24 protein-coding genes and 2 pseudogenes are annotated in these 25,453 nt (G+C 71.5%); 8 read left to right on the plus strand and 18 right to left on the minus strand.

Annotated features, from left to right (window positions below; translation table 11 throughout):
- Window positions 1-170: 170 nt before the first annotated feature.
- On the minus strand, window positions 171-386 hold the full coding sequence (locus Q4V64_RS10815; RefSeq protein ID WP_124443380.1) for an I78 family peptidase inhibitor: 216 nt from the start codon (window positions 384-386) through the stop codon (window positions 171-173).
- 465 nt (window positions 387-851) lie between these two features.
- Between Q4V64_RS10815 and ctaD the strand changes: the two are divergent.
- A pseudogene (gene ctaD / locus Q4V64_RS10820) lies at window positions 852-2,342 on the plus strand (cytochrome c oxidase subunit I); the annotation flags it as partial.
- Window positions 2,343-2,385: 43 nt separating this feature from the next.
- Here the strand turns inward: ctaD and Q4V64_RS10825 are convergent.
- The 4 genes from Q4V64_RS10825 to Q4V64_RS10840 all read right to left on the minus strand — a co-directional run bounded on the left by Q4V64_RS10825 (window position 2,386) and on the right by Q4V64_RS10840 (window position 6,261).
- The gene (locus Q4V64_RS10825; RefSeq protein WP_124443379.1) at window positions 2,386-3,426 is read right to left on the minus strand and encodes a YafY family protein; all 1,041 of its coding nucleotides are present in this window, start codon (window positions 3,424-3,426) and stop codon (window positions 2,386-2,388) included.
- A gap of 76 nt (window positions 3,427-3,502) precedes the next feature.
- Entirely contained in the window at window positions 3,503-4,306 is an 804-nt protein-coding gene (locus Q4V64_RS10830; protein ID WP_303709818.1) for a hypothetical protein, read from the minus strand.
- 103 nt (window positions 4,307-4,409) lie between these two features.
- Window positions 4,410-5,708: an ABC transporter substrate-binding protein gene (locus Q4V64_RS10835; protein ID WP_124443377.1), complete on the minus strand. Its 1,299-nt coding sequence runs from the start codon at window positions 5,706-5,708 to the stop codon at window positions 4,410-4,412.
- Window positions 5,677-6,261 carry a hypothetical protein gene (locus Q4V64_RS10840; protein ID WP_124443376.1) on the minus strand — a complete coding sequence of 195 codons (585 nt, stop codon included), beginning with the start codon at window positions 6,259-6,261 and terminating at the stop codon, window positions 5,677-5,679. The genes Q4V64_RS10835 and Q4V64_RS10840 overlap by 32 nt, the downstream gene beginning before the upstream one ends.
- A 135-nt stretch (window positions 6,262-6,396) precedes the next feature.
- On the opposite strand from Q4V64_RS10840, the gene Q4V64_RS10845 reads away from it, so the two are divergent.
- The 3 genes from Q4V64_RS10845 to Q4V64_RS10855 are packed head-to-tail and all read left to right on the plus strand — an operon-like array spanning window position 6,397 to window position 10,249.
- Window positions 6,397-6,876, plus strand: coding sequence for a hypothetical protein (locus tag Q4V64_RS10845; RefSeq protein ID WP_124443375.1), 480 nt, complete (start codon window positions 6,397-6,399; stop codon window positions 6,874-6,876).
- Window positions 6,876-9,557, plus strand: coding sequence for a branched-chain amino acid ABC transporter permease/ATP-binding protein (locus Q4V64_RS10850; RefSeq protein WP_124443374.1), 2,682 nt, complete (start codon window positions 6,876-6,878; stop codon window positions 9,555-9,557). The genes Q4V64_RS10845 and Q4V64_RS10850 overlap by 1 nt, the downstream gene beginning before the upstream one ends.
- Complete coding sequence (locus Q4V64_RS10855; RefSeq protein WP_124443373.1) at window positions 9,554-10,249, plus strand: ATP-binding cassette domain-containing protein; 696 nt, start codon at window positions 9,554-9,556, stop codon at window positions 10,247-10,249. Before Q4V64_RS10850 ends, Q4V64_RS10855 begins: the two co-directional genes overlap by 4 nt.
- A gap of 97 nt (window positions 10,250-10,346) precedes the next feature.
- Here the strand turns inward: Q4V64_RS10855 and Q4V64_RS10860 are convergent, their stop codons facing one another.
- Window positions 10,347-11,006 carry a transglycosylase family protein gene (locus Q4V64_RS10860; RefSeq protein ID WP_124443372.1) on the minus strand — a complete coding sequence of 220 codons (660 nt, stop codon included), beginning with the start codon at window positions 11,004-11,006 and terminating at the stop codon, window positions 10,347-10,349.
- A gap of 541 nt (window positions 11,007-11,547) precedes the next feature.
- Here Q4V64_RS10860 and Q4V64_RS10865 point away from each other — a divergent pair.
- Window positions 11,548-12,330: a hypothetical protein gene (locus Q4V64_RS10865; RefSeq protein WP_124443371.1), complete on the plus strand. Its 783-nt coding sequence runs from the start codon at window positions 11,548-11,550 to the stop codon at window positions 12,328-12,330.
- A gap of 64 nt (window positions 12,331-12,394) precedes the next feature.
- On the plus strand, window positions 12,395-12,757 hold the full coding sequence (locus Q4V64_RS10870; protein WP_124443370.1) for a hypothetical protein: 363 nt from the start codon (window positions 12,395-12,397) through the stop codon (window positions 12,755-12,757).
- A gap of 65 nt (window positions 12,758-12,822) precedes the next feature.
- Here the strand turns inward: Q4V64_RS10870 and der are convergent, their stop codons facing one another.
- From der to aroH, 5 genes are all read right to left on the minus strand, one after another.
- Window positions 12,823-14,298, minus strand: coding sequence for a ribosome biogenesis GTPase Der (gene der, locus Q4V64_RS10875; RefSeq protein ID WP_124443369.1), 1,476 nt, complete (start codon window positions 14,296-14,298; stop codon window positions 12,823-12,825).
- Window positions 14,299-14,360: 62 nt separating this feature from the next.
- Window positions 14,361-15,023, minus strand: a complete 663-nt coding sequence (locus Q4V64_RS10880; RefSeq protein WP_124443368.1) for a lysophospholipid acyltransferase family protein — start codon at window positions 15,021-15,023, stop codon at window positions 14,361-14,363.
- Window positions 15,020-15,715 carry a (d)CMP kinase gene (cmk, locus tag Q4V64_RS10885; protein ID WP_124443367.1) on the minus strand — a complete coding sequence of 232 codons (696 nt, stop codon included), beginning with the start codon at window positions 15,713-15,715 and terminating at the stop codon, window positions 15,020-15,022. Before cmk ends, Q4V64_RS10880 begins: the two co-directional genes overlap by 4 nt.
- An 86-nt stretch (window positions 15,716-15,801) precedes the next feature.
- Window positions 15,802-16,887: a prephenate dehydrogenase gene (locus tag Q4V64_RS10890; protein WP_124443366.1), complete on the minus strand. Its 1,086-nt coding sequence runs from the start codon at window positions 16,885-16,887 to the stop codon at window positions 15,802-15,804.
- Window positions 16,884-17,246 (minus strand): chorismate mutase, encoded by a 363-nt coding sequence (gene aroH, locus Q4V64_RS10895; RefSeq protein ID WP_124443365.1) that lies wholly within the window; start codon window positions 17,244-17,246, stop codon window positions 16,884-16,886. Before aroH ends, Q4V64_RS10890 begins: the two co-directional genes overlap by 4 nt.
- 144 nt (window positions 17,247-17,390) lie before the next feature.
- Between aroH and Q4V64_RS54915 the strand changes: the two are divergent.
- Together Q4V64_RS54915 and Q4V64_RS10900 are read left to right on the plus strand one after the other, a co-directional pair.
- A pseudogene (locus tag Q4V64_RS54915) lies at window positions 17,391-17,477 on the plus strand (DUF6529 family protein); the annotation flags it as partial.
- A 33-nt stretch (window positions 17,478-17,510) separates the two neighbouring features.
- On the plus strand, window positions 17,511-17,912 hold the full coding sequence (locus tag Q4V64_RS10900; RefSeq protein ID WP_124443364.1) for a Rieske (2Fe-2S) protein: 402 nt from the start codon (window positions 17,511-17,513) through the stop codon (window positions 17,910-17,912).
- Window positions 17,913-17,978: 66 nt separating this feature from the next.
- Here the strand turns inward: Q4V64_RS10900 and Q4V64_RS10905 are convergent, their stop codons facing one another.
- From Q4V64_RS10905 to ald, 7 genes are all read right to left on the minus strand, one after another.
- Window positions 17,979-18,998 carry an ADP-ribosylglycohydrolase family protein gene (locus tag Q4V64_RS10905; RefSeq protein WP_124443363.1) on the minus strand — a complete coding sequence of 340 codons (1,020 nt, stop codon included), beginning with the start codon at window positions 18,996-18,998 and terminating at the stop codon, window positions 17,979-17,981.
- 244 nt (window positions 18,999-19,242) lie between these two features.
- Complete coding sequence (locus tag Q4V64_RS10910) at window positions 19,243-20,325, minus strand: pseudouridine synthase (RefSeq protein ID WP_124443362.1); 1,083 nt, start codon at window positions 20,323-20,325, stop codon at window positions 19,243-19,245.
- Window positions 20,325-20,999: an SMC-Scp complex subunit ScpB gene (gene scpB, locus Q4V64_RS10915; protein ID WP_124443361.1), complete on the minus strand. Its 675-nt coding sequence runs from the start codon at window positions 20,997-20,999 to the stop codon at window positions 20,325-20,327. The genes Q4V64_RS10910 and scpB overlap by 1 nt, the downstream gene beginning before the upstream one ends.
- Window positions 20,996-22,117: a segregation/condensation protein A gene (locus Q4V64_RS10920; protein ID WP_124443360.1), complete on the minus strand. Its 1,122-nt coding sequence runs from the start codon at window positions 22,115-22,117 to the stop codon at window positions 20,996-20,998. Before Q4V64_RS10920 ends, scpB begins: the two co-directional genes overlap by 4 nt.
- Before the next feature lie 18 nt (window positions 22,118-22,135).
- The gene (locus tag Q4V64_RS10925) at window positions 22,136-22,711 is read right to left on the minus strand and encodes a hypothetical protein (protein ID WP_124443359.1); all 576 of its coding nucleotides are present in this window, start codon (window positions 22,709-22,711) and stop codon (window positions 22,136-22,138) included.
- A complete protein-coding gene (locus Q4V64_RS10930) occupies window positions 22,696-23,832 on the minus strand; it encodes a ParA family protein (protein ID WP_124443358.1) in 1,137 nt (378 codons plus the stop codon). Before Q4V64_RS10930 ends, Q4V64_RS10925 begins: the two co-directional genes overlap by 16 nt.
- A gap of 427 nt (window positions 23,833-24,259) precedes the next feature.
- Window positions 24,260-25,384, minus strand: a complete 1,125-nt coding sequence (gene ald, locus Q4V64_RS10935) for an alanine dehydrogenase (protein WP_172629454.1) — start codon at window positions 25,382-25,384, stop codon at window positions 24,260-24,262.
- Window positions 25,385-25,453 lie beyond the last annotated feature (69 nt).

Genomic DNA, 25,453 nt, shown 5'->3' on the forward strand with positions numbered 1-25,453 from the left:
CGTACTGGTTGTACGTGGGTCTGCGCCCGGTGCGGCGAGTGGGGGCACCTCCCACGCCTTTAAGGCAGTGGGGGAGCGTGCCTGGCGTCGCGCGGCAGGCGGGAATTTGACGACAGGGCCTAGGAGCCGGGGCCGTCGTCGTCCTGCAGCAGAGCCTGTGTCACAGGCTCTCAGCCCTTCCAGGCCCGGGCCACGCGGCCGTCCTTCACCTCGAAGTTCAGCCGCCCCACCCGGTACTCCATCGTGATGATCGCCCCCGGCGGCAGCGAGCGCACGGTCGACCACCCCCGCTCGCGCGCGAGCCGCTCGGCGCTGTCGGCATCGAGGCCCACGTAGGTGTCCGGACTGTCGTCGGGTTCGGCGGAAGGACTCGGAATCGGTGCCATACGGCAACGCTAGGCCCTGTCCGGCGGCCGGGGAAGTCGGGGCCCGCATCCCGGGTCACGCGTCCCTCTCCGGTCACGCTTCTGTCACAGAATCACGACACACGTTTCCGTCGAACTCCGTCACACGTATGAGCGGTTCTCTACGCCTTCCGCAGGTATTCGAACGCAATTCCCGCGTGTCGCCACGACTGCGGGAAAAGCCCGGCGGAAAGTTCCCGGAGAACCGCCCCCGCCCCCCTTTTCCCGCTGATTACGGGCGGGCCGGCGGAAGCCGAGGCCGCATAGGAAATGCATGGTTCCGGCACAGAACCCCCCGTACGTCCCCAGTCGGAGCACGCGACGGCGCGAGCATCATGACGGGAGCTCGCGACCACGCGTGGCGCGGGCTCAGCGGGCCCGGGGCGCGACGAGCGAAGGGGCGAGCGAGCGATGGGGACGCAGACCGCGCAGGCGACGGCACGACCCATGCCGGGGAATCAGCTCGGGCGGGTGGTGGTCGACTGGCTGATCACCACCGACCACAAGAAGATCGGCCACCTCTACCTGATCACGTCGTTCGTGTTCTTCCTGATCGGCGGCGTCATGGCGCTGCTGATGCGGGCCGAGCTGGCCCGGCCCGGTCTGCAGATCGTCGACAACTTCCAGTTCAACCAGCTGTTCACGCTGCACGGCACGATCATGCTGCTGCTGTTCGCGACGCCGAGTTTCGCGGGCTTCGCGAACGAGCTGATGCCGCTGCAGATCGGCGCGCCCGACGTCGCCTTCCCGCGGCTGAACATGCTGTCGTACTGGCTGTTCCTCTTCGGCGGCCTGATCGTCCTCGGCTCACTGCTGGTGCCCACGGGGCCGGCCGCCTTCGGCTGGTTCGCCTACGCGCCGCTCAACAGCGCCGAGCACTCCCCCGGCGTCGGACCCGACCTGTGGATCATGGGTCTCGCGCTGGCCGGCTTCGGCACGATCCTGGGCGCGGTCAACTTCATCACCACCATCGTCGGGATGCGCGCCCCCGGCATGACGATGTTCCGTCTGCCGATCTTCACCTGGAACACCCTGTTCACGTCGATCATGATCCTGATGGCGTTCCCGGTGCTCGCCGCGGCGCTGCTGTGCCTGGAGTCGGACCGGCGGTTCGGCTCGCACATCTTCGACGCGACCAACGGCGGGGCGATCCTGTGGCAGCACCTGTTCTGGTTCTTCGGGCATCCCGAGGTGTACATCATCGCGCTGCCGTTCTTCGGGATCATCACCGAGATCGTCCCGGTCTTCAGCCGCAAACCGATGTTCGGCTATCTGACGCTGGTCGCGGCGACGATGGCGATCACCGGTCTGTCGATGGTGGTGTGGGCCCACCACATGTTCGCCACGGGCGCGGTGCTGCTGCCGTTCTTCTCCTTCATGAGCTTCCTGATCGCGGTGCCGACGGGCGTGAAGTTCTTCAACTGGATCGGCACCATGATCAAGGGCTCGCTGTCCTTCGAGACGCCGATGCTGTGGGCGACGGGCTTCCTGGTGACGTTCCTGCTCGGCGGGCTGTCCGGGGTGATCCTGGCCTCGCCGCCGCTGGACTTCCACGTCACGGACACGTACTTCGTCGTCGCGCACTTCCACTACGTGGTCTTCGGCACGGTCGTCTTCGCGATCTTCGCCGGCTTCTACTTCTGGTGGCCGAAGTTCACCGGGAAGCTGCTCGACGAACGGCTCGGCAAGATCCAGTTCTGGACGCTGTTCATCGGCTTCCACACCACGTTCCTGGTGCAGCACTGGCTGGGCGCGGAGGGCATGCCGCGCCGCTACCCGGACTACCTCGCCGCGGACGGCTTCACCGCGCTCAACACCGTCTCGTCGATCGGCTCGTTCCTGCTCGGCATCTCGACGCTGCCGTTCCTCTACAACGTCTGGAAGACGACCAAGTACGGCGAGAAGGTCGGCGTCGACGACCCCTGGGGCTACGGCCGCTCGCTGGAGTGGGCGACCTCCTGCCCGCCGCCCCGGCACAACTTCACCGTGCTGCCGCGGATCCGCTCGGAGTCCCCGGCGTTCGATCTGCACTATCCGGATTACGCGGCCGAGACTCCCCAGCCCGAGCCAAAGAGCGAGCAAGCCGGTCGCGAGCCGTCCTGACCGCCTCGGTCAGCTCGGCCGGCTCCAGCACCTCGAACTCGAAGCCCAGCATCATCACGTGGATGACCATCACGTCCAGGCTCGCGGCGCCGGTGCGCAGGATGCAGCTGTCGGCGGTTTCGGCCTCCAAGGTTCCGGCGGACGGCGAGATCTCCTCGGTGGCCTCCTCCAGGGGCACGAGCAGCCGGACGACCGCGTGCGAGGCGTACGCGCGCGTGGAGACGCCCTTGGAGACATAGGCGGCCAGGTCGTCGGCAGGGGGCTTGCGCGGCTGGAAGCGCGGGCCGTGCGGCGGCTTGGGGGTGACGCGGTCGACGCGGAACGTACGCCAGTCGTCGCGGTCGACGTCCCAGGCGACCAGGTACCAGCGGCGCTCGGAGCACACCAGGCGGTGCGGTTCGACGGTACGGCGGGTGGAAGCGCCCTCGTGGTCCCGGTACTCGAAGCGCAGTCGTTCGGCGTCCCGGCAGAGGTTGGCCAGCTCGGTGAGGACGGCCGGGTCGGCGGCGGAGGGCCTCGGGCCGCGCAGCATCGGCACGGTGAAGGCGTTGAGGGCGCTCACCCGGCGGCGCAGCCGGCCCGGCAGGACCTGCTCCAGCTTGGCGAGCGCCCGTACGGAGGTCTCGCCGATGCCCTCGATGCCCTGCCCGGCGGCCGTGCGCAGCCCCACGGCGACGGCGACCGCCTCGTCGTCGTCCAGGAGCAGCGGCGGCAGCTCGGCGCCCGCGCCCAGCTGGTAGCCGCCGCCCGTGCCGGGGCTGGCGTTGACGGGGTAGCCCAGCTCGCGCAGCCGGTCCACGTCCCGGCGCACCGTGCGCGGGGTGACGCCGAGGCGCTCGGCGAGGTCGGCGCCGGACCACTCGCGGTGGGCCTGGAGGAGCGAGAGCAGGCGCAGCAGTCGTGCCGAGGTGTCCAACATGGATCCGAGTCTGCCAGCACTTGCGGACAGATGCTGTCCTCAAGCCCTCAAGGGAATCTCAAGAGAATCAAGCGGCTCAAGGGGCCATGGCGGTCACGGAAACGGACAAGTCGTTGTCCCGTGTGTAGTACGGCCCCGCCTCCACCGGCCCGTACGGCGTCCGCACGCGCGTGCGGGGGTAGGTGAGCACCGGCTTCTTGTCGGCGATGTCGTCGAGAAGCCGCGCGACCCTCACCTGCGGCCCCGCCGCTCCCCCGGGGCGCAGCCACAGGTCCCAGATGCCGGGCGCCAGCCGCGCGTACGCCACCGAGAAGCCGAAGTCGGCGTGGTCGACGGCGACTTCGGTGCGGCGGGCGGGGTCCGGGGCGTACCGGTCGCGCAGTTCGGCGTACGCGTCCCGGGCGAGGGCGGTGCCGTACACGCGCCCGAGTACGGTCAGTTCGGCACCCTGGAGGCGCAGTTCCCCCGCCTCGGCGTGCGGGGCGCGCAGCCAGCTGCGGACGGTGAGGTTGCCCTGCCGGGTCGCGTACGGGATGCGGACGGCGACGTGGCCGCGGGCGCCGCTCGGCGTACGGGCGGCGAGCGAGCGCAGGTCGGTGACGCCGGGCGCGAGGCGCTGCGGCTCGCGGTCGGCCACGCACGCGTAGGCGTCCCAGCGGCCCTCGGGAAGGGCGACGGTACTGGGCAGGGCGGCGCGCAGGCGGCCACCGGCGACCGGGGCCAGCGGAAGACTGACCTCCTCATGCGAGTCGCGTCGGCGCAGCACGAGGTGCGCCACCCCGCTCGCTCCGCGCGCGGTGACGTCGAAGGTCAGTCCACCCGCGGAGTCTGCGACGCAGTCGGCGCGCAGCGGTGCCACCCGCGGGACGGGCATCGTCATACGGTGCGGTTCCTCCTTGATCCGTCGTGCTTGATCGGTCGTGTCCGGTCAGACCAACGATCGGGCGTTTTGGTTGCCTGTCACGGCTGCCCCTACGCCGCCGTCACGGCCGATAGGACAGCTGCGGCACGTCGAAGCACGTGCTGTTCATGTCCCCCTGGGAGACCCATCCCCGGCCGTCCTCCCAGCGGGCCACCGACAGACAGGTCCTGCGGGTCTTCGGCGGTTCGGGCAGCCGCTCGAACGTGACGGGGATCAGCAGGCCGCCCGCCGTGTACCCCTCGCTGCGGTTGACGAAGTCGTCGACGCACGCGCGCGTGATGCCCGTCTTCGCACACGATGCGGCCGCGTCCGTGAACCACTTGGCCGCTGCCCAGCCCTCGAGCTGCCACTGGGAGTGCGTCTTGAGCCCCTGGGTCGCCTCGCGGAACTCCCGTACGGCCTCGTGCCGGGTGTCGTCGTAGTTGCGGCTGGATCCGGTCGCCCACAGGGCGTTGCGGCAGCGCGGGGCGTCCTCGTAGTCCCCGGGGACGGTGGAGGTCCAGTTCTGTACGTTCGTCACCTTGGCGGTGACCTCGACGTCGGCCTCGTCCATCGCCTTGCACAGCCGGGCGTTGCCATGGGTGTCGATGGCGTCGAAGACGAGGTCGGCGCCCTGTTCCTCGAGGTCCGCCGCCACGGCACGGAAGTTGGGCAGCGCGAAGTCGACCTGTTCGGTGACGACCTTGTAGCCCTCGGCCCTCAGGCCCCGCTCGACGAGTGAGGCGTAGTTGGCGGAGGCGGCCTGGTTGTAGGAGACGACGGCGGCCGTACGGGCGCCGTGCTCGCGCTTGAAGTAGCGGTAGACCTCCGTGCCGCCGTACTGCTTGCCGTCCCAGCCGGTGGAACCGCCGCGGGGCGCCAGGCTGCCGTAGATGCTGTACAGGTGCGGCCAGGTGTCGTAGGCGGCCCCGATGGGCTGGCCGCCGATGTCGGGCACGCGCGCGCGGGAGACGCGGGAGGCGCCCGCGTAGTCGAGGGCGGTGGTGGCGACCAGAGCGACGACCTCGTCCTCGTCGATCAGCTTGTGCACGCAGGTGTTGTTGCCCACGCCGCTGCCGCCGTCGTCGCACAGCCGCACCTCGATCCGGCGGCCGTCGATGCCCCCGCGCGCGTTGAGCCGGTCGAAGTAGGCCTTGGCGCCGTCGCGCGGGCCGGTGAAGGCGTTGCCGCCGACCGGGCTGGTGGCGCTGGTGATGATGCCGACCCGGAGGGGCGTGTCGTCGCTTCGCGCGGGCGCGGTTGTCCGGTCGTCGCGCTCGAAGTCGCTCTCCGGGAGGCGGCTGCCGCAGCCCGCGCTCAGGGCGAGCAACAGGACCGCGGCGGCGACCTCAGCAGCCCGGGATCGGCGACGCGGACCCATTGCCGCTCAGTTGGACCAGCGCGCACAGCGTCTTCGCGGACACCTTCCAGGTGCCGTCCTGTTCGACGGCCGTCCCCGCCGCGTCGGGCAGGGCGGTGGCGCCCTTCAGGGTCAGCGTGTACGTCACGTTCGCCTCCGTCGGCGAGGTGAACTCGACCTTGGTGACCTGGGCCTGCACCTGCCCGCCGCGCGCGTCACCGCTGAAGGCCCGCAGGACCGGGGCCATCCGGTCGCCGTTCTCCAGGACGGTCTGCTTGTCCTTCAGGGAGGTCGCCGGGTCGAAGAACTTCTGCCAGTTCTGCTTGATCTCCCGCTCGGCCGCCGCGGTGTCGGCGGGCGCCGTCGCGGCCGGCGTCTCGCCCGGAGTCGTCTGCTCGACGGACGGAGTGGGGGGCGTCGCGCTGCCGCCGCCTCCCTCGTCGTCGCCGCACGCCGCGAGGGCCGGGGCGAGGAAGAGAACCAGGGCGGCCACGATCGCCGTACCCCGTCCTGCCGCCCCTGGGCCGCGTCCCCTTGTCGTGTTCCCCCGCCTGAGGTCGCTCCCGAGAACCATCTGGCTCACCACCGGGTGTCGGTCCGGGCCGTGGGCGCCCGGTGCTTTCAGGGTCAGCTTCCAGAAGGCATAGTGCAAGCCATTGGCTGACATGGACAGGCGCACGCACTGAAACCCGACACGTGGGAGCCAACGATGCGGACAGCCCGACTGCGGACCGTGCACCCCGTCCTCTGGGCCGGCTGGGCCGCGCTCGCCGCAGGCGCGGTGCTGTGCGTCCTCGGCTGGTACGGCATCTCCGGCGAGCGCTACGCCGAACGGCAACTGCCCTACCTCGCCTCCTGCACGGTCCCGGGCGCCGCCCTCATCATCGCCGGGGCGGTGCTGCTCACCCACGGCCGGGGCGCGCTCGCCGCCGCGCGCGTGGAGGAGTTGTACGGCCTTCTGGTGGCCGCCGAGCCCGCCGACGCGGAGGAGGAGCCCCGCCGGGCGGCGTCCGCGCCCCTGGCGGTCAGCGGGGACCTGCTGATGGTGCCGGGCGGCACACTGTGGCACCGCGCGGACTGCCCGCTGGTCGCGGGGAAGGCGGAGGCCGTGCCGGTGGACTCCAAGCTGGCGGCGAGCGGCGAACTGGGCCCCTGCCCGATCTGTGAGCCCGTCGAAGAAACCGACTGATGTCCTCATTGACGTACGACCTCACCCTGGCGGGGCTGTCGGTCGGCAGCGCCGCAGCGCTCACCGGGATCGGCCTGATCGTGACGTACCGGGCGACCGGAGTGCTCAACTTCGCGCACGGGGCGATCGCGATGGTGTGCGCGTACGCGCTGCGGCAGTGCGTGGTCGAGTGGGAGTGGCCGCTGTGGGCGGGGGCGGCGGTCACGCTGCTGGTCCTCGCGCCGGGCCTCGGTGTGGCGTTGGAACGGTTCGTGTTCCGGCCGCTGTCGGTGCTCGGCAGCGACCCGGCACAGACACTGGTCGCCTCCCTCGGCGTGTTCGTGCTGCTCGTGGGCGGGGCCGCGCTGGTGTGGGGCCAGGGGGCGCGGGACGACGCGCCGGAGCTGGTGTCGGCGGACCCCTGGGGGCAGCTCGCCGTCGTCCTGGTGCTGGCCACCGGAGTCGGCATTGTGCTGCGTCCATCCGGGGGACACCCCCGGAACCCCCGGCGCTGGACGCGCTTCGGGCGGGAGCTGCGGGCCGTGGTGGACGACCGGCAACTGGCCGTGCTCGGCGGCATCGACGCGGACCGGGTGGCCGCGGCGGGCTGGGCGTTCGGCTCGTTCACGGCGGGCCTGACGGGCGTGCTGCTGGCGCCGTACGTGCGCCTGGACCCGTACGGTCTGCCGCTGCTCGTCATGGAGGTGGTGGCGGTCGCGGTGGCCGCGCGGATGCGCAGCCTGACGGTGGCGGTGCTGGTGGCGCTGAGTGTCGGGGTGGCGCAGAGCCAGTTGACGCGGCTGCATCCGTCGGGCTGGGGCGAACCGCTGCTCCAGGCGGTCGGCGCGAACCTGTTCGTGGTGGCGCTGCTGGTCGCGGCGTTGGCGCTGCCGCGGATCGGTACGCGCGACGCGCTGCCGCGCACGGCCACCGCGCGCGTGCCGACCCCGCCCGGCGCCTGGACAGTGGCCGCCGTGCTGTTCCTGCTGCCGCTCGGTTTCGCGGGCTCGGATCTGCACACGTCGGTCCAGGTGCCGGCACTGGCGGTGGTGCTGCTGTCCCTGGTCGTGGTCACCGGCCGCGGCGGCCAGATCTCGCTCGGGCAGGCGGCGTACGCGGGCCTGGGCGCCCTGTTCACGGCGCTGCTCGCGGCGGGCCGCTTCCCGGGCCTGCCGCACCTGCCGGAGCTGGCGGCACTTGGGGTGGCGGTGGTCCTGGTGGCCCCGCTCGGCCTGCTGACCGGCTGGCCGGCGATCAGCCGCCAGGGCCTGGCGCTGGCGCTGGCGACCTTCGCGGTGGGCGTCGGGGTGAGCCGCTTCGTCTTCGCCCAGCCGTACGCCGTCTCCGGGCTGTCGCTGGGCCGCCCGGCGGGCTTCGACGGAGACCGGGCGTACTACGTCCTGGAGCTGGTCCTGCTGGCGGCCGCACTGCTCGCGACGCGGGCATTGCGCAGGGGCCGCACGGGCCGCGCCCTCGCCGCCATGCGGGACCACGAGGCGGGGGCGTCCGCGGCGGGCGTGCGGGTCCCGTCCCTGAAGCTCCTCGCCTTCGTCTCGGGCGCCGCGCTGGCCGCCCTCGGCGGCGGCATGCTCGGCATGGGCCTGCGTGCCTTCGACCCCGGCGCCTACGACCCCGTCCGCGGCCTCCTCTGGTTCGCCGCGGTCGTGGTCCTGGGCGCCGACAGCACCCTGGGCGCCCTGGCGGCCGCGGCCCTGCTGGTCGGCCTGGACGCGGGCGCGCGGGGCGGAGTGGCGGCGGCGCTGATCGGGGTGCTGGCGGTGGTGGTGGGGCGTTTCCCTGGAGGGCTGTACGAGGCGCTGCGGACGGCGGCGGGACATCTGCGACTGCGGCGGCGGGCGACGCTGACGCCGTTGGGGGCGCGGGTGCGCGCGACCCTGCGGCCGCCGCAACAGCGGGCCGCTCCACGGCCAGGTGCTGCGGGTGGGAAACCCAACGCGGCCGAAGGCCGCGTGACCCCCCTCGCACCCGCACCCTCCCCCACACCGCCACCCACTCTCACCGCCCGCCACCTCCAGGCCCACTACGACGGCTTCACCGCCCTCGACGGCGTCGACCTGGCCGTCCCCCCGGGCCGGATCACCGCGATCGTCGGCCCCAACGGCGCCGGAAAGAGCACCCTGTTCCACTGCCTCGCCGGCACGCACCGCCCCGCGCAGGGCCACGTGCTGTTCGGCGAGCGGGACATCACACGCCTCGCCGCCCACACCCGCACCCGACTCGGAATCGCCCGCACCTTCCAGCAACTGGCCGTCTTCCCCTCGCTGACCGTCACCGAGAACGTCCAAGTCGGCGCCGAGCAGGGCCACATCACCGACCCGGCCGCCGTGGACCGAGCGCTCACACTCCTCGGACTCGACGGCCCGGTGAGCGCGCTCCCCGCCGCCGACCTCCCCACCGGCACCCTGCGCCGCGTCGAACTGGCCCGGGCCCTCGCCGGCGGCCCCCGCGTGCTGCTGCTCGACGAGCCCGCCGCCGGCCTCGACACCGCCGAAGTGGCCGCGCTGACCCGGGTGTTGAAGGCCCTGGCCGCCGACGGCACCGCCCTGCTCGTCGTCGAGCACGACCTCGACCTGGTCGCCGACCTCGCCGACGTCGTGCACGTCATGACGGCCGGCCGCATCATCGCCTCCGGCCCGCCCGACCGCGTCCTGGACGCCCTGGCCCGCGAGACCCCCGCATGACTGCCACCCTGCAACTGCGCCACGCGCGCGTGCGCTACGGCCCCCTGGAGGCCCTGCACGGCATCACCCTCGCCGCGGCCGGGCCGGGCCTCACCGTCCTGCTGGGCCGCAACGGTTCCGGCCGTACGACCGCCCTGCGCGCCCTGGCCGGGACCGTGCCGCTGTCCGGTGGCGCGGTGGTGTGGGACGGCGTAGACGTGACCCGTGTGCCGGCGTTCGAGCGGGCCCGGCGCGGACTGTGCCTGGTCCCCGAGCGCAGGGCGGTGTTCGGCTCCCTCACCGTGCGCGAGAACCTCGAACTCGCCGCCCCGGCCTACGACAGCGCCCTCGCCGCCTATCCGCAACTGGAGCCCCTGCTCGCGCGCCGTGCCGGCACCCTCTCCGGCGGCGAGCAGCGCATGCTCGCCCTCTCCCGGGCCCTGCTGGCACGCGCGCGCGTGGTGCTCGTCGACGAGCCCGCCCAGGGCATGTCGCCCACGGTCGCGGCCCGCACGTACGAACTGCTCGGCTCGCTCGACGCCTGCGTGGTCATGGCCGAGCAGCGGCTGCCGCCCGTACCGCACGGGCGACCGGCCCTGGTGTACGAACTGCGGCGTGGCGCGGTCGTGTTCGGCGGAGAGGCGGGCGAGTTCCAGGGGCGGCAAGCCGCGGACCGAAGACGGCGGAGGCCCGGGCCGAGCCCTTCGGGATGACCAACGAGGTGGCGGCGCCGCGTGCGTCACGCCCAGGGGCCCCGCCCGGTCGGCCGACCGGGCGGGGCCCCGTGCCCGGGACAGGGGGGAGCGACGCTCAGACCTCGAGGCGCTGCCCGGGCACGATCACATGGGGATCACCGCCGATGACGGCCTTGTTGGCGGCGTGGAGCCGCTGCCAGGTGGTCCCGTGCCGGGCGGCGATGCCGCTCAGCGTGTCGCCCTCGCGGACGGTGTAGTCGCCGCGGGACGAGCCGCGGTCGGTGTGCCCCGTGGAGCGCTCCGGCGCCTTCGACGGGGCGGGCTTCACGGACGTACCGGAGGAGACGGCGTCAGGTGCGCTCCCGGACGCCCCGGCCCGCGTCGAGCAGGTCGGCCAGGCGCCCCACCCCTGTGCTCGCTGGACCTTGGTGGCCACGGCGATCTGCTGGTCCTTGGTGGCCTGGTCGGCGGTCGGCGCGTAGGCCGTGCCGCCGTACGCGCGCCAGGTGGAGCCGGAGAACTGGAGTCCTCCGTAGTAGCCGTTGCCTGTGTTGATGTGCCAGTCGCCGCCGCTCTCGCACTGGGCGATGCGGTCCCACACTCCGCCGTCCGCCGCCGCGGCGTTGCCGGTCGCGGCCAGCAGTCCGAGGGGGGCGAGCAGTGCCGCCCCGGCGAGGACCGCCGTCGTACGGGTCCGACTCCTGTTCGGGTTCCCGCCGGGAGCCTTCTGCGTCTTACGGACGTTGTCGTGAGTGGTATCGGCACATTCGGACATGTAGTTCCCTCTCCCAAGGACTCGGGGTCCCCCAAGGCGGTGCGCCACGCCCCGCGTGTCCTACGCGGTCGTCGCGCCCCTCCCCGTCCGCCGGAAGCTGTGCTGCTGGCTGGCTTGGTGCGGTCGGCGGACGTACCCGAGCGGTGCTCGTTGCACACGGCCGAGGAATCTAGGCAGAGCGGCCGACCGGTATCAACCAGCTCCTTGTCATTCCAGGCCAGTTCGCCGTTACCTCCGGTATCGACGATTTCCGGCCACCCACTTCATTCGCCGATTTCCGGATTTGTCGACCAGTCGCCGTGTGGATCTGTGACCCACTTCACCGCTCCAACTTCCTTTTATTTCCTAGTAGTTGACGTTGAGTGCCGCATTCCGTACGCCCCGTCACCTTGTGCGGTGGATGGTTCGATTCCGTTCGCCATGGGGCGTGACTCCCGCCACAGATCGCCCGTTGTCTTCTTCATGAGCCCGGGACCCGCCCGGTTCACGGGCCGGGAGCCACCCGGTCCCGCCACGCACCACTTCCCCGAGGGAGCCCCCCGTGCCGCGCATGCTCGACGTCAGCAACGAGGTACGCGCCGAGATCGGCGACGAAGAAGCCGACCGGCTGCTCGCCGGAGAGAACGCCCCCGGCAGTTACGACTGCACGTCCTGCCGCACCCCCGGCGACTCCGAACAGGAGCGCACCAGCACCGTCCTGTTCGTCGGCGACGAGACCGCCGTCCTCGCCTTCGCCCACGCCACCTGCCTGCCCTCGCAGGTCGTCCAGGTCACCGAGGAGCAGCTCCAGGGTGCCGTGAAGTCCATCACCGGCGACACCGTCGACCTGGAGCCCGAGAAGATCGCGCCCGAGCAGGCCGTGCTCGGTGTGACCAGCGGACTCGTCCTGCTCGCCGGGGAGCTGCACCCCGCCCTGGTGGTCGAGCCGACCGGACCCATCGTCCGACCCGGCACGACCGGCTTCGGCGACGACTTCCTGCCGCTGCTCATCGAGCAGGGCTTCATGCCGGTGACCGCCATCGAGTCCACGCCGTCCGTGCTGCACGGGTGGTCGGTGCTGTTGGCCATGGGCCAGCTGCACGCGGTCCTCCAGCCGGGACCCAACGGGGGGCAGCCCGTCGCCTGGTGGCAGGCGCATCAGCCGCTGCAGGTCACGGAGCCGTGGCGAGCCGCCGCCAACAAGCACCAGCAGGTGCTGCTGTTCGCGGCGCCGGTGGGGTCCATCGGGCGGCAGCCCCGCGAGGACCTGCTGCGGGACGCGCTGGACAAGGCGGCGGCGAACGGGAAGCTGGTCGCGGCGGCGCTGCCGCTGGCGGGGACCTGAGCGCGACGGGTCAAGGGGCGCCGCCCAACCGCATCTCTTCAAGTGCGGGGTCGTTTGGACATACGTGCACACCTACGACGTTCCCCGCCGCCAGTTCCAGCCGCTGCCGTCTGCGCGAGTGGCTCAGGATCCGCTGGGTGGCCCCTCGGCCACGCCGATCTACGACGCGCTCTACGCCGAGTACGTCAAGTCCTTCCGCTCGCTGCCGGGTGACCGCAGCGGCGAGGAGGAGCTGGGGTTCACCGCCTTCGGGAGCATCCCGCACAGTACGGGCTCGTTCAGCAACTCGTACAGCGCCTACAGCACGGGGGCGTACAGCGCCCGCCAGCAGTCGCAGTGGCAGCGTGTGGGACAGATCGGGCAGCAGCACAGCACCGGGATGCACCACGTTCCGGCGGCGCTGCCGCCCGGGCCGCGCAGAGGCTGAGGCGCACATGAGGAAGGGCGACCCCGGTCGGGGTCGCCCTTCCTCATGTGCGCCTCACGCGTGCGTCACTTCTTCCTGCCGCGCTTCTCGCGCACCCGCACCGAGATATGGATCGGCGTGCCCTCGAAGGCGAACTCCTCGCGCAGGCGGCGCTCGATGAAGCGGCGGTAGCCCGCCTCGATGAAGCCGGAGGCGAAGAGCACGAACCGCGGGGGCCTGGTGCCGGCCTGGGTGCCGAAGAGGATGCGGGGCTGCTTGCCGCCGCGGATCGGGTGCGGGTGGGCGGCGACCAGCTCGCCGAGGAAGGCGTTCAGCCGGCCCGTCGGGACCCGGGTCTCCCAGCCCGCCAGGGCCGTCTCGATCGCCGGGACGAGCCTCTCCATGTGCCGTCCGGTGCGCGCCGAGACGTTCACCCGGGGCGCCCACGCGACCTGGCCGAGCTCGGTCTCGATCTCCCGCTCCAGGTAGTAGCGGCGCTCCTCGTCGAGGGTGTCCCACTTGTTGAACGCCAGGACGATCGCGCGGCCCGCTTCGACGGCCATGGTGACGATGCGCTGGTCCTGCACCGAGATGGACTCGGAGGCGTCGATGAGGATGACGGCCACCTCGGCCTTCTCGACGGCGGCCGCGGTGCGCAGCGAGGCGTAGTAGTCGGCGCCCTGCTGGAGGTGGACGCGCTTGCGGATGCCCGCCGTGTCGACGAACTTCCAGGTCACGCCGCCGAGTTCGATCAGCTCGTCGACCGGGTCGCGGGTGGTGCCGGCGACTTCGTTGACGACGACGCGCTCCTCGCCGGCCACCTTGTTCAGCAGCGAGGACTTGCCGACGTTCGGGCGGCCGATGAGCGCGATGCGGCGCGGGCCGCCGATCGCGGTGCCGAAGGTCTGCTCCGGTGCGTCCGGCAGGGCCTCCAGGACCTGGTCCAGCATGTCGCCGGTGCCCCGGCCGTGCAGCGCGGAGACGGGGTACGGCTCGCCCAGGCCCAGAGACCACAGATAGGCCGCGTCCGCTTCGCCGCTCGGGCCGTCGACCTTGTTGGCGCACAGCACCACGGGCTTGCCGGCCTTGCGCAGCAGTCGTACGACCGCCTCGTCGGTGTCGGTCGCGCCGACCTTGGCGTCGACGACGAACACGACGGCGTCGGCGGCCTCGATCGCGTACTCGGCCTGCGCGGCCACGGAGGCGTCGATGCCGAGGACGTCCTGCTCCCAGCCGCCGGTGTCGACGACCTTGAAGCGGCGGCCCGCCCACTCGGCCTCGTAGGTGACGCGGTCGCGGGTGACGCCGGGCTTGTCCTCCACGACGGCTTCGCGCCGGCCGATGATGCGGTTCACGAGCGTCGACTTGCCGACATTCGGACGGCCCACGACGGCGAGGACGGGCAGCGGGCCATGACCGGCCGCCTCGATCGCGCCCTCGACGTCCTCGAGGTCGAAGCCCTCTTCCGCGGCGAGCTCCATGAACTCCGCGAACTCGGCATCGCCAAGTGCTCCGTGCTCGTGCTCCCCGCCCGAGCCGTCGGAGTGGATCTGGTCGTTCATGAAGTCCGTACCTCGTTCATCGTGGTGATCGGTGGAGCACCCGGAGTTTCCGGATCGATCCACTACTCAGTGTCGCCCGCGCGGCCGGTCAGCCGCCTGGCGTTTTCCAGGTGCGCGGTGAGCTGCTTCTGGATGCGCTCGGTCGCCTCGTCGAGCGCCTTGCGCGTACGCCGTCCGCTGCCGTCACCCGCCTCGAAGGGGTCGCCGAAGACGACATCGACCCGGCTGCGCAGCGGAGGCAGCCCCTTTATCAACCGTCCCGGCCGGTCGGAACTTCCCAGCACTGCGACCGGGACGATCGGGGCACCGCCGCGCACGGCGAAGTACGCGAGCCCGGCGCGCAGCGCGGCGAAGTCGCCCTCGCCCCGGCTGCCCTCCGGGAAGATCCCGAGGACACCGCCGGACGCCAGCACGTCCAGGGCCTGGGTGATGGCCGTACGGTCGGCGGTCGAGCGGTCCACCTTCAGCTGGCCGACGGCGCGCATGAAGGGGCCGAGCGGGCCGACGAACGCCTCCTTCTTGACCAGGAAGTGCGACGGCCGGGGCGCGACGCCGATGACCATCGGGCCGTCGATGTTGTGGGAGTGGTTGACGGCGAGGATCACCGGGCCGGTCGCGGGAACCCGCCAGGCGCCGAGCACCCGCGGCTTCCACAGCCCGTACATCAGGCCGACGCCGATGCGCCGCCCGACCTCGGCACCCCGCGCCGAAGGCAGTTCGCTCACTTCGCGGCCCGCTTCTCCTCGACGAGCGTGACGACGCACTCGATGACCTGCGCCAGCGTGAGCGCCGTGGTGTCCACCTCGACCGCGTCGTCCGCCTTGGCGAGCGGCGAGGTCTTGCGGCTGGAGTCGGCCGCGTCCCGCTTGATCAGGGCCTCGCGGGTGGCGTGGACGTCGGCGCCCTTCAGCTCGCCGCTGCGGCGGGCGGCCCGGGCCTCCGGGGAGGCGGTGAGGAAGATCTTCACGTCGGCGTCGGGCAGCACGGTCGTACCGATGTCCCGGCCCTCGACGACGATGCCCTGCTCGGCGGAGGCGGCGATCGAGCGCTGCAGCTCGGTGATCCGGGCACGCACCTCGGGCACCGCGCTGACCGCGCTGACCTTGGAGGTGACCTCGTGGGTGCGGATCGGGCCGGCCACGTCGGTGCCGTCGACCGTGATCGTCGGGTTCGCCGGGTCGTTGCCGGAGACGATCTCGGGCTTGCCGGCCGCGGCGGCGATGGCCGACGGGTCGTCGATGTCGATCCCGTTGTTCACCATCCACCAGGTGATCGCCCGGTACTGGGCGCCGGTGTCCAGGTAGCTCAGACCGAGCTGTGCGGCCACGGCCTTGGACGTGCTCGACTTACCCGTGCCGGAGGGACCGTCGATGGCGACGATCACTGACGGGACGGTCCGGGCGGCGCCGTTTTCCACGGGGGGACACCTTCCTGGTGCGCGGTGGGAGTGTGCGGGGACGCGAAGGCGCCCCGCACAAGGTTACTGGCTCGCCAGAGGCCTCCTTACTGGCGGATGGCCCAGCCCCGCTCCCGCAGCGCCGCCGTCAGGACGGGCGCCGCCTTCGGCTCCACCATCAGCTGCACCAGACCGGCCTGCTGACCGGTCGCGTGCTCGATGCGTACGTCCTCGATGTTGACCCCGGCCATCCCCGCGTCCGCGAAGATGCGGGCCAGCTGGCCCGGCTGGTCGTCGATGAGAACGGCCACGACCTCGTACGCCCGCGGAGCGGACCCGTGCTTGCCGGGGACGCGGACCTGGCCCGCGTTGCCGCGCCGCAGGACGTCCTCGATGCCCGCGGTGCCCTCCAGGCGCTTGGCGTCGTCGGAGGACTGCAGGGCCCGCAGCGCCCGGACCGTCTCGTCGAGGTCGGCGGAGACGTCCGCGAGGAGGTCGGCGACCGGACCGGGGTTGGCGGACAGGATGTCGATCCACATCCCGGGGTCGGACGCGGCGATCCGGGTCACGTCACGGATGCCCTGCCCGCACAGCCGTACGGCCGCCTCCTCGGCGTTCTCCAGGCGCGCGGCGACCATGCTGGAGACCAGGTGGGGCATGTGGGAGACCAGGGCGACGGCGCGGTCGTGGGCGTCCGCGTCCATCACCACCGGCACCGCCCGGCAGTGCGAGACCAGCTCCAGGGCCAGGTTCAGCACCTCGGTGTCGGTGTCCCGGGTCGGCGTCAGCACCCAGGGACGGCCCTCGAAGAGGTCGCCGGTCGCGGCCAGCGGGCCGGACTTCTCGCGGCCCGACATGGGGTGCGTGCCGATGTACGACGAGAGGTCCAGGCCCATGGCCTCAAGCTCGCGGCGCGGGCCGCCCTTGACGCTGGCCACGTCGAGGTAGCCGCGGGCCACGCCCCGGCGCATGGCGTCGGCGAGCACCGCGGCCACATGGGCGGGCGGGGCGGCGACGATCGCGACGTCGACGGGCCCGTCCGGCGCCTCGTCGGTGCCGGCGCCGAGCGCGGCGGCCGTTCGGGCCTGCTCGGGGTCGTGGTCGGCGAGGTGGACGACGACGCCCCGCTGGGACAGGGCGAGGGCGGCCGACGTACCGATGAGGCCGGTTCCGATGACGAGTGCGGTTCTCACTGGGCGATGTCCTTGCGCAGGGCGGCCGCGGCGCCGAGGTAGACGTGGTTGATCCCGCTGCGGGGCCGGTCGGACTCGATGTGCGCGAGGACGCGGACGACGCGGGGCATGGCGCCCTCGATGTCCAGTTCCTGGGCGCAGATCAGCGGGACGTCCACGATGCCGAGCTTGCGGGCCGCGGCCGCCGGGAAGTCGCTGTGCAGGTCGGGCGTGGCCGTGAACCAGATGCTGATCAGGTCGTCCGGGGTGAGCTCGTTCCGCTCCAGGATGGCGGTGAGCAGGGCTCCGACCTGCTCGTCCATGTGGCCGGCCTCGTCCCGCTCGAGTTGGACGGCGCCCCGGACCGCTCGTACCGCCACGGCGTGCTCCTTGCTGATGTGCGTATCGGCTCTCTGCCGATCCAGCGTAGTCAGCCCTTGTCGAGCCGGTGCGCGGCGCCCGCCCGCTGAGACGGGGCGCCGGGCGAGAAACCCCTGTGCACTTTTGCGCGAATCACGCGTTTTGTGCCACTTGCTCCCGGGTTGTTCCTTCTCGGTGCCTTCAGTGCCAAGATGCTGTTGCTCCGCTCGGAGCGATTCCCGGGCTGGTTTCTGCCAATTCTTCCGCACGTTCGGAGTGACGACATGACTCAAGGCCCGACGCGGCGCACGGTTCTCCTCGCGACGGGCGCGGTGGCGCTCGTCGCGGGATGCGGCGGCGGTGGTGACGACTCCGGTGCGTCCCCGTCCGTCGCCCCCGCCCAGGAGCTGGCGAAGACGAGCGACATCCCGGTCGGCGGCGGCGTGATCTTCAAGGACGAGGGGGTCGTCGTCACCCAGCCGACGCAGGGCGAGTTCAAGGCCTTCACCAACATCTGCGCCCATCAGCGGTGCCCGGTGGCCGGCGTCTCCGACGGCACCATCAACTGCTCCTGCCACGGCAGCAAGTTCGCCATCGCGGACGGCGCGGTGACCAACCCGCCGGCGACGAAGCCGCTGCCCGAGAAGAAGATCGCGGTGGAGGGGGACTCCATCCGCCTGGCGTGACCGCCGCCCGTCCGCTGTCCGTCTGCCGCCCGTCCGCCGCCGGTCCGCTGTCCGTCTGCCGTCGTCTCAGGCGTCCCAGAGCGCCCCGAGCGTCACCAGCTCGCCCCGGTACTCGATCCGGTCCGCCCACTCGGCCGGCCAGGCGTCCCCGCCCAGGTGCGCGCCCGCGAAGGCACCCGCCAGGCAGGCGATCGAGTCGGAGTCACCAGAGGTGCAGGCGCCCCGACGCAGGGCCGTCACCGGCTCGTCGGGGAAAAGCAGGAAGCACAACAGGCCGGTCGCCAGCGCCTCTTCGGCGATCCAGCCCTCTCCGGTGGCCAGGCACGGGTCGGTCTCCGGCGAGGGAGTGCGCAGGGCGCCCTGGAGCCGGTCCAGAACCCCCAGGCACTCGTCCCAGCCGCGCGCCATGAAGAGCTCGGGGCTGGGGTCCTGACTGCGCGTCCACAGGTCGCCGAGCCAGCGCTCGTGGTAGTGGGTGCGGTTCTCGTGCGCGTACGACCCCAGCTGCTCGACCAGCCCGGCCGGCTCGGCGCCCTGCGCGAGCAGGCGTACGGCGTGGGCGGTGAGGTCGGACGCGGCGAGTGCGGTCGGATGCCCGTGGGTGAGCGCGGACTGCAACTGGGCGGCGCCCGCGCGCTGTTCGTCGCTCAGCCCGGGGACGAGCCCGACGGGCGCGACGCGCATGTTGGCGCCGCAGCCCTTGGAACCGATCTGGCTGGCGTCCTGCCACGGCCGGTCCGCGTGCTCCAGCAAGGCACACGCCCGCAGGCAGGTGTTGCCGGGCGCGCGGTTGTTCTCCGGAGAGCGGTTCCAGGCGATGAACTCGAGGCGCACCGCCTCCGCCATGTCCTCGGGCCCGAGCACGCCCCGGTCCATGGCCGTCCGCAGCCCCCGCCCGAGCGCCAGCGTCATCTGCGTGTCGTCGGTGACCATCCCGGACGCCGGCAGCTCCAGCTCCCGCCAGGGCCCGTACCGGTCGAGGATCGACGGCACGCTGTGGAACTCGGTCGGGTACCCGAGGGCGTCCCCGAGAGCGAGGCCGATGAGCGCCCCCGTGGCGGCGCGTTTGGTCGGAGTCGTGATCATGGGAGAACCCTAGGGCCTGTCGTCAAACTCCCGTCGTCCGCCCGGAGGGCGGGCCCGGCGGCGTCAGGTGCGTGCTCTCGGCGTGCCGGGCCCTGACCCACGTACTGGACGTACTTGGGTCGGGGCCCGGTGCGCCGAGAGTGCGTGCATGGCGTCGCCGGGCAGGCGGGAGTTTGACGACAGGGCCTAGGGCCTGTCGGAGTCGTGATCACGGGGAGACCTCCAGGGTCAGCCCCCCCAGGGCCTAGAGGTCGACCTCGTTCATCAGCATCCCGACCTCCGTGTTCGACAGCCGTCGCAGCCAGCCCGACTTCTGGTCGCCCAGGGTGATCGGGCCGAAGGCGACGCGGACCAGCTTGTCGACCGGGAAGCCGGCCTCGGCCAGCATGCGGCGGACGATGTGCTTGCGGCCCTCGTGGAGGGTGACCTCGACCAGGTAGTTCTTGCCGGTCTGCTCGACGACCCGGAAGTGGTCCGCGCGCGCGTAGCCGTCCTCCAGCTGGATGCCGTCCTTCAGGCGCTTGCCCAGGTCGCGCGGGATCGGGCCCACGATGTGCGCGAGGTAGGTCTTCTTCACGCCGTACTTGGGGTGGGTCAGCCGGTGCGCCAGCTCGCCGTGGTTGGTGAGCAGGATGACGCCTTCGGTCTCGGTGTCGAGCCGCCCCACGTGGAAGAGCCGGGTCTCGCGGTTGGTGACGTAGTCACCGAGGCACTGGCGGCCCTCGGGGTCCTCCATCGTGGAGACCACACCGGCCGGCTTGTTCAGCGCGAAGAACTGGTACGACTGCGTGGCGACCGTCAGGCCGTCCACCTTGACCTCGTCCTTCTCCGGGTCGACCCGCTTGCCCTGCTCCAGGACGATCTCGCCGTTGACCTCGACCCGCGCCTGCTCGATCAGTTCCTCGCAGGCCCGCCGGGAGCCGTATCCCGCGCGCGCGAGGACCTTCTGCAGCCGCTCGCCCTCCTGCTCGGCGCCCGGGAAGGTCTTGGGCAGCTTGATGTCCTTCTTGCCCGCGTACCGCTCGCGGTTGCGCTCCTCGGCCCGCGTCTCGTACTCACGCGAGGTCGCCGGGGCACTCCGCCCGCGCTGCTGGGGCTTCTTCGGCCCGCCCTTGGCACCACCGCGCGCCGCACCGCCGCGCCCCGACTTCGGGCCTTCCGGAGAGGCGCCGGGGCCCACGTCGTAGCGGCGCTCCTCGGGGCGGGGCTTGCGGGGACGGCCCTGACCCTGGCCCTGCCCCTGCTTCTGGTCCCTGTTGTTGCCGGCCCCGCGGTGGTTACCGCGCCCGCCGGTGCCGCCACTCTTGCCGCTGCCGCTGCTTCGCATCAAAGTTCCGTCGTCGTCGTGTCAGGCATGTCCGACGTGGGACCGTCGTCCGTGTCCGGAGCATCCGGATCGAACGACGGTACGGCTTCCTGGGTCTCGGCCTCGATCGCCGCCGCCTCCGGGAGGAAGGGCGCGAGCTCCGGGAGCTCGTCCAGACCGCGTAGGCCCATCCGCTCCAGGAAGTAGTTCGTCGTCGTGTACAGGATCGCACCTGTTTCGGGTTCCGTGCCCGCCTCCGCGACCAGACCGCGCTGGAGGAGGGTGCGCATCACGCCGTCACAGTTGACTCCGCGGACCGCGGAGACCCGGCTGCGGCTGACCGGCTGGCGGTAGGCGACGACCGCGAGCGTCTCCAGCGCGGCCTGGGTGAGGCGGGCCTGCTGGCCGTCCAGGACGAAGGCCTCGACGGCCGCCGCGTACTCGGGGCGGGTGTAGTAGCGCCAGCCGCCCGCGATCAGCCGCAGCTCGAAGCCTCGCCGCTGCACGGCGTACTCGTCGGCCAGCTCGCGCAGGGCGCGCGCGATCTGCCGTTTGGGCCGCTGGAGGATCTTCGCCAGGTATTCCTCGGTCGCGGGCTCGTCCACGACCATGAGGACGGCCTCCAGGGCCGGCTTGAGTTCGAGGTCGGCCACGGTCCGCAGCCCGGCCGGCACCTCGGTGGTCTCCTCGCTCACGCCTTCTTCTCCTTGGCTTCGTCCTTGGGCAGCTCGGGCGGCCGGTCGAACTCGTCGGTCACCGTCGGCGTCTCGTCCCCGTCCCCACCGGTCCAGCGCACGAGCAGCTCACCGAGGGCGGTCTCCTGCTCCAGCGCCACCGCCTTCTCCCGGTACAGCTCCAGCAGGGCCAGGAAGCGCGCTACGACGGTCAGGGTGTCGTCGGTGTCCTCGACGAGCGCGCGGAAGCTGGCCTCGCCGAGCTCCTTCAGCCGTGCGACGACGATCCCGGCCTGCTCCTGCACGCTGACCAGCGGCGCGTGGATGTGGTCGACGTACACCTGCGGCTTGGGCTTGGGCTGCATCGCCTTGACGGCGAGCTTGGCGAACCCTTCCGCGCCGATGCTGATGACCACCTCGGGCAGCAGCTCGGCGTGGTGGGGTTCCAGACCGACGGTACGGGGGTAGCGCCGGGCCTCCTCCTCGAGCCGTCCGCTGAAGATGTCGGCGATCTGCTTGTACGCGCGGTACTGCAGCAGCCGCGCGAACAGCATGTCCCGGGCCTCCAGCAGCGCCAGGTCGGCCTCGTCCTCGACCTCGGCGGAGGGCAGCAGCCGGGCGGCCTTCAGGTCCAGCAGCGTGGCCGCCACGACCAGGAACTCGGTCGTCTGGTCCAGGTCCCAGTCCGGCCCCATGGCCCTGATGTGCGCCATGAACTCGTCGGTCACCTTGGACAGCGCGACCTCGGTGACGTCCAGCTTGTGCTTGGAGATCAGTTGGAGAAGCAGATCGAAGGGGCCCTCGAAGTTGGCGAGCCGAACCTTGAAGACACCGTCGCCGGGGTCGTGGGGCTCGGCGGGCTCAGGAGCACCGAGGGGTGCTTCGAGTGCCGGTTCCGGAGCTACGACCTCAGGTTCTGCTTCCAGCGGGGGCTCGGGTTCGGGAGCCGGAGGTTCCTCCGCAGGGGGCTCGGGTTCGGGAGCCGGAGGTTCCTCCGCAGGGGGCTCGGGTCCGGCAACCGTAGGCTCCTCCACCGGAGCCACGGGCTCCCCAGGAACCGGCGCTGCCCCCGGTCCTCGTCCCAGCGCACGCCGACGGCCGGCGGAGGCGCCGGGCACGGGAACGTCGTTCGAGGTCATAGCCCCCGCAGGCTACCGCTACCGCCCACGAAGCCGTCGGACGAGGATGCTGGCATCCCCCCGGGTCTCCAGATCCGCGAGCACCACGGCGACCGCCTCACGGACGATCCGCCCGCGGTCGACCGCCAGCCCGTGCTCACCCCGGAGCACCAGCCGCGCGTGCTCCAGATCCATGAGCTCCTCGGCGGACACGTACACCGTGATCTTCTCGTCGTGCCGTTCCCGCCCACTGGGCCGCCGCGCGGCGGCCCGTCCGCGTTTGCGGGACGCGGCCGGCGCGGCACCCGAGGCAGAACCTTCCTGCGCCCCCTGCCGACGCGGGGAGCGCTCCACGCCCCGGCTGCGGGACTCGCCGGCCTCCGGTTCCGCGTCGGTCGCCACGTGCTCCGCGCCGTCGCCGTCACCGCCCTGTGCGGGAACGGACTGCGGTGCGTCCTCGGAGGACGCGCCCGCGGCGCCGTCGGACTCCCCGGCGGGAGCCGGCACCCGGGCCTCGCCGTTGGCCTGGCGCCGGGGAGTGGACGACTGAAGCGCCATCCCCCCTGTCGTACGGAACAGTTCGTCGGCCCCCGGCAGACTCACTCGGCGTGACACCGGGCGAGCACCTCCCTGGCGAGCTGGCGGTAGGCGGCGGCACCGACGGAGTTGGAGGCGTACGTGGTGATCGGCTCACCGGCGACCGTGGTCTCCGGGAAGCGGACCGTGCGCCCGATGACCGTGTGGTAGACGTGGTCGTCGAACGCCTCGACGACCCGCGCGAGCACCTCACGGCTGTGCACGGTGCGCGAGTCGTACATCGTGGCGAGGATCCCGTCGAGCTCCAGTTCCGGGTTGAGCCGTTCCTGGACCTTCTCGATGGTCTCCGTCAGCAGCGCGACCCCGCGGAGGGCGAAGAACTCGCACTCCAGGGGCACGATCACCTTGTGCGCGGCCGTCAGGGCGTTGACGGTGAGCAGGCCGAGCGAGGGCTGGCAGTCGATCACGATGTAGTCGTAGTCGGCCATGAGCGGCTTCAGGGCGCGCTGGAGCGTGGACTCGCGCGCGACCTCGCTCACCAGCTGGACCTCGGCGGCGGACAGGTCGATGTTGCTGGGCAGCAGGTCCATGTTCGGGACCGCCGTCTTCAGGAGCACCTCGTCGGCCGCCATGCCCCGCTCCATGAGCAGGTTGTAGACGGTGAGGTCGAGCTCCATCGGGTTGACGCCGAGTCCGACCGACAGCGCGCCCTGCGGGTCGAAGTCGACGAGCAGCACCCGGCGTCCGTACTCCGCGAGTGCGGCACCCAGGTTGATGGTCGACGTGGTCTTGCCGACGCCGCCCTTCTGGTTGCACATCGCGATGATCTTCGCGGGGCCGTGATCGGTCAGCGGGCCCGGGATCGGGAAGTACGGCAGCGGGCGCCCGGTCGGGCCGATGCGCTCGCGGCGCTGTCGGGCAGCGTCGGGCGCGAGCGTGGCCGCGTATTCGGGATCGGGCTCGTACTCGGCGTCGGGGTCGTAGAAGTGCCCCTCGGGCAGTTCGTCGTAGTCGGCGAAGTGGTTGTGGGGCGCGCCACTTCCGTCGCCGGCCATGGCGTTCACGTGATGGCCATCCATGCTCTGGTGTCCTGGCTGAGTCACAATCGACCTCTGGTGACTCTGGTGGGCTGCGAAGGTGCGCACCGCGACGGAGCCGACAGCCTCGAACCCCGCGGAGCCCTGGGCCCGTGCAGGCATTCCTGGTTGACCACCCCCGGGAGAAAATGTCGACTCATTCACAAGTCGTCTTACCTCCTTGGTGACCAGGAAACTTCTAGACAGGTCAGCGTGGCACCATGCCGACGGTTGGCGACTCTATGGCGTGTCGGGCGTCCGCAGCAACACAATCCGCCGGACCCGGCAGGATGTGTCGGCAATGAAACATCCCTCTGTCAAGGGCGTACGACCGTCGCACGGTGGGTTTCACCGGTGTACGAATCGGTTCAAGGGTTACGTTCGAGGCGAGTTGACCTTGAGTCGCAAAGTGACCATACACACATCCGGCCGGACCTTGTCGGGCAAGGTCCGGCCGGATGTGTGCCGTTGACGACCAGTGTTGACGTATCGCCTTTTACCCAATGGTGACTTAGCGGTTCGGCCACGCGCGGTTCAGGTCGACCCGGGCTCAGCCGAGCAGGGAGTCGAGCTCCACGTGCTCCAGGCCGTGCGCCTGAGCGACCTCCCGGTAAGTCACCTTGCCGTCATGCGTGTTGAGCCCCTTGGCGAGCGCGGAGTCGCGGCGCAGCGCCTCCACCCAGCCGTGGTCGGCGAGTTCGACGATGTAGGGCAGCGTGGCGTTGGTGAGCGCGTAGGTGGAGGTGTTGGGCACCGCGCCGGGCATGTTGGCGACGCAGTAGAAAACCGACTCATGGACCTTGAAGGTCGGCTCGGCGTGGGTGGTCGGGCGGGAGTCCTCGAAGCAGCCGCCCTGGTCGATCGCGATGTCGACAAGGACACTTCCCGGCTTCATGCGCGACACGAGCTCGTTGGTGACCAGCTTGGGTGCCTTGGCGCCCGGGATGAGGACGGCGCCGATGACCAGGTCGGCCTCCAGGCAGGCCTTCTCCAGCTCGAAGGCGTTGGAGACGACGGTCTGGATCTTCGTACCGAAGATCTTGTCCGCCTCCTTGAGCTTGTTGATGTCCCTGTCGAGCAGGGTGACGTGGAAGCCCATGCCGATGGCGATCTGCGCGGCGTTCCAGCCGGAGACGCCGCCGCCGATGACGACGGCCCGGCCGGCCAGCACGCCCGGGACACCGCCGGGCAGCACACCGCGGCCGCCGTTCGCGGCCAGCAGGTGGTAGGCGCCGACCTGCGGGGCGAGGCGGCCCGCGACCTCGGACATGGGGGCGAGCAGCGGAAGCGCGCGGCCGGGCAGCTCGACCGTCTCGTATGCGATCGCGGTGGTGCCGGACTCGACGAGGGCGTCCGTGCACTCCTTGGAGGCGGCCAGGTGCAGGTAGGTGAAGAGCGTCTGGTCCTTGCGGAGGCGGTGGTACTCCTCGGCGATGGGCTCCTTGACCTTCAGCAGCAGGTCGGCGGTGGCCCAGACCTCGTCGGCGGTCGGAAGGATCTGCGCACCGGCGGCGAGGTACTCGTCGTCCGTGATCGAGGAACCGACGCCGGCGTTGTGTTCGACGACGACCTGATGGCCGTGGCGCACCAGCTCGTGCACGCCGGCGGGGGTGATGGCCACCCGGAACTCGTTGTTCTTGACCTCGCGGGGGATGCCGACCTTCACGTCGATCACGGTCCTTGGCTCAGAGGGTGTGGGGGCAATACAAGACATACCCAGGCATGCGAGGGCACACCGGGAGAC

It is taken from the genome of Streptomyces sp. NL15-2K, from assembly GCF_030551255.1.
Classification (GTDB): Bacteria; Actinomycetota; Actinomycetes; order Streptomycetales; family Streptomycetaceae; genus Streptomyces.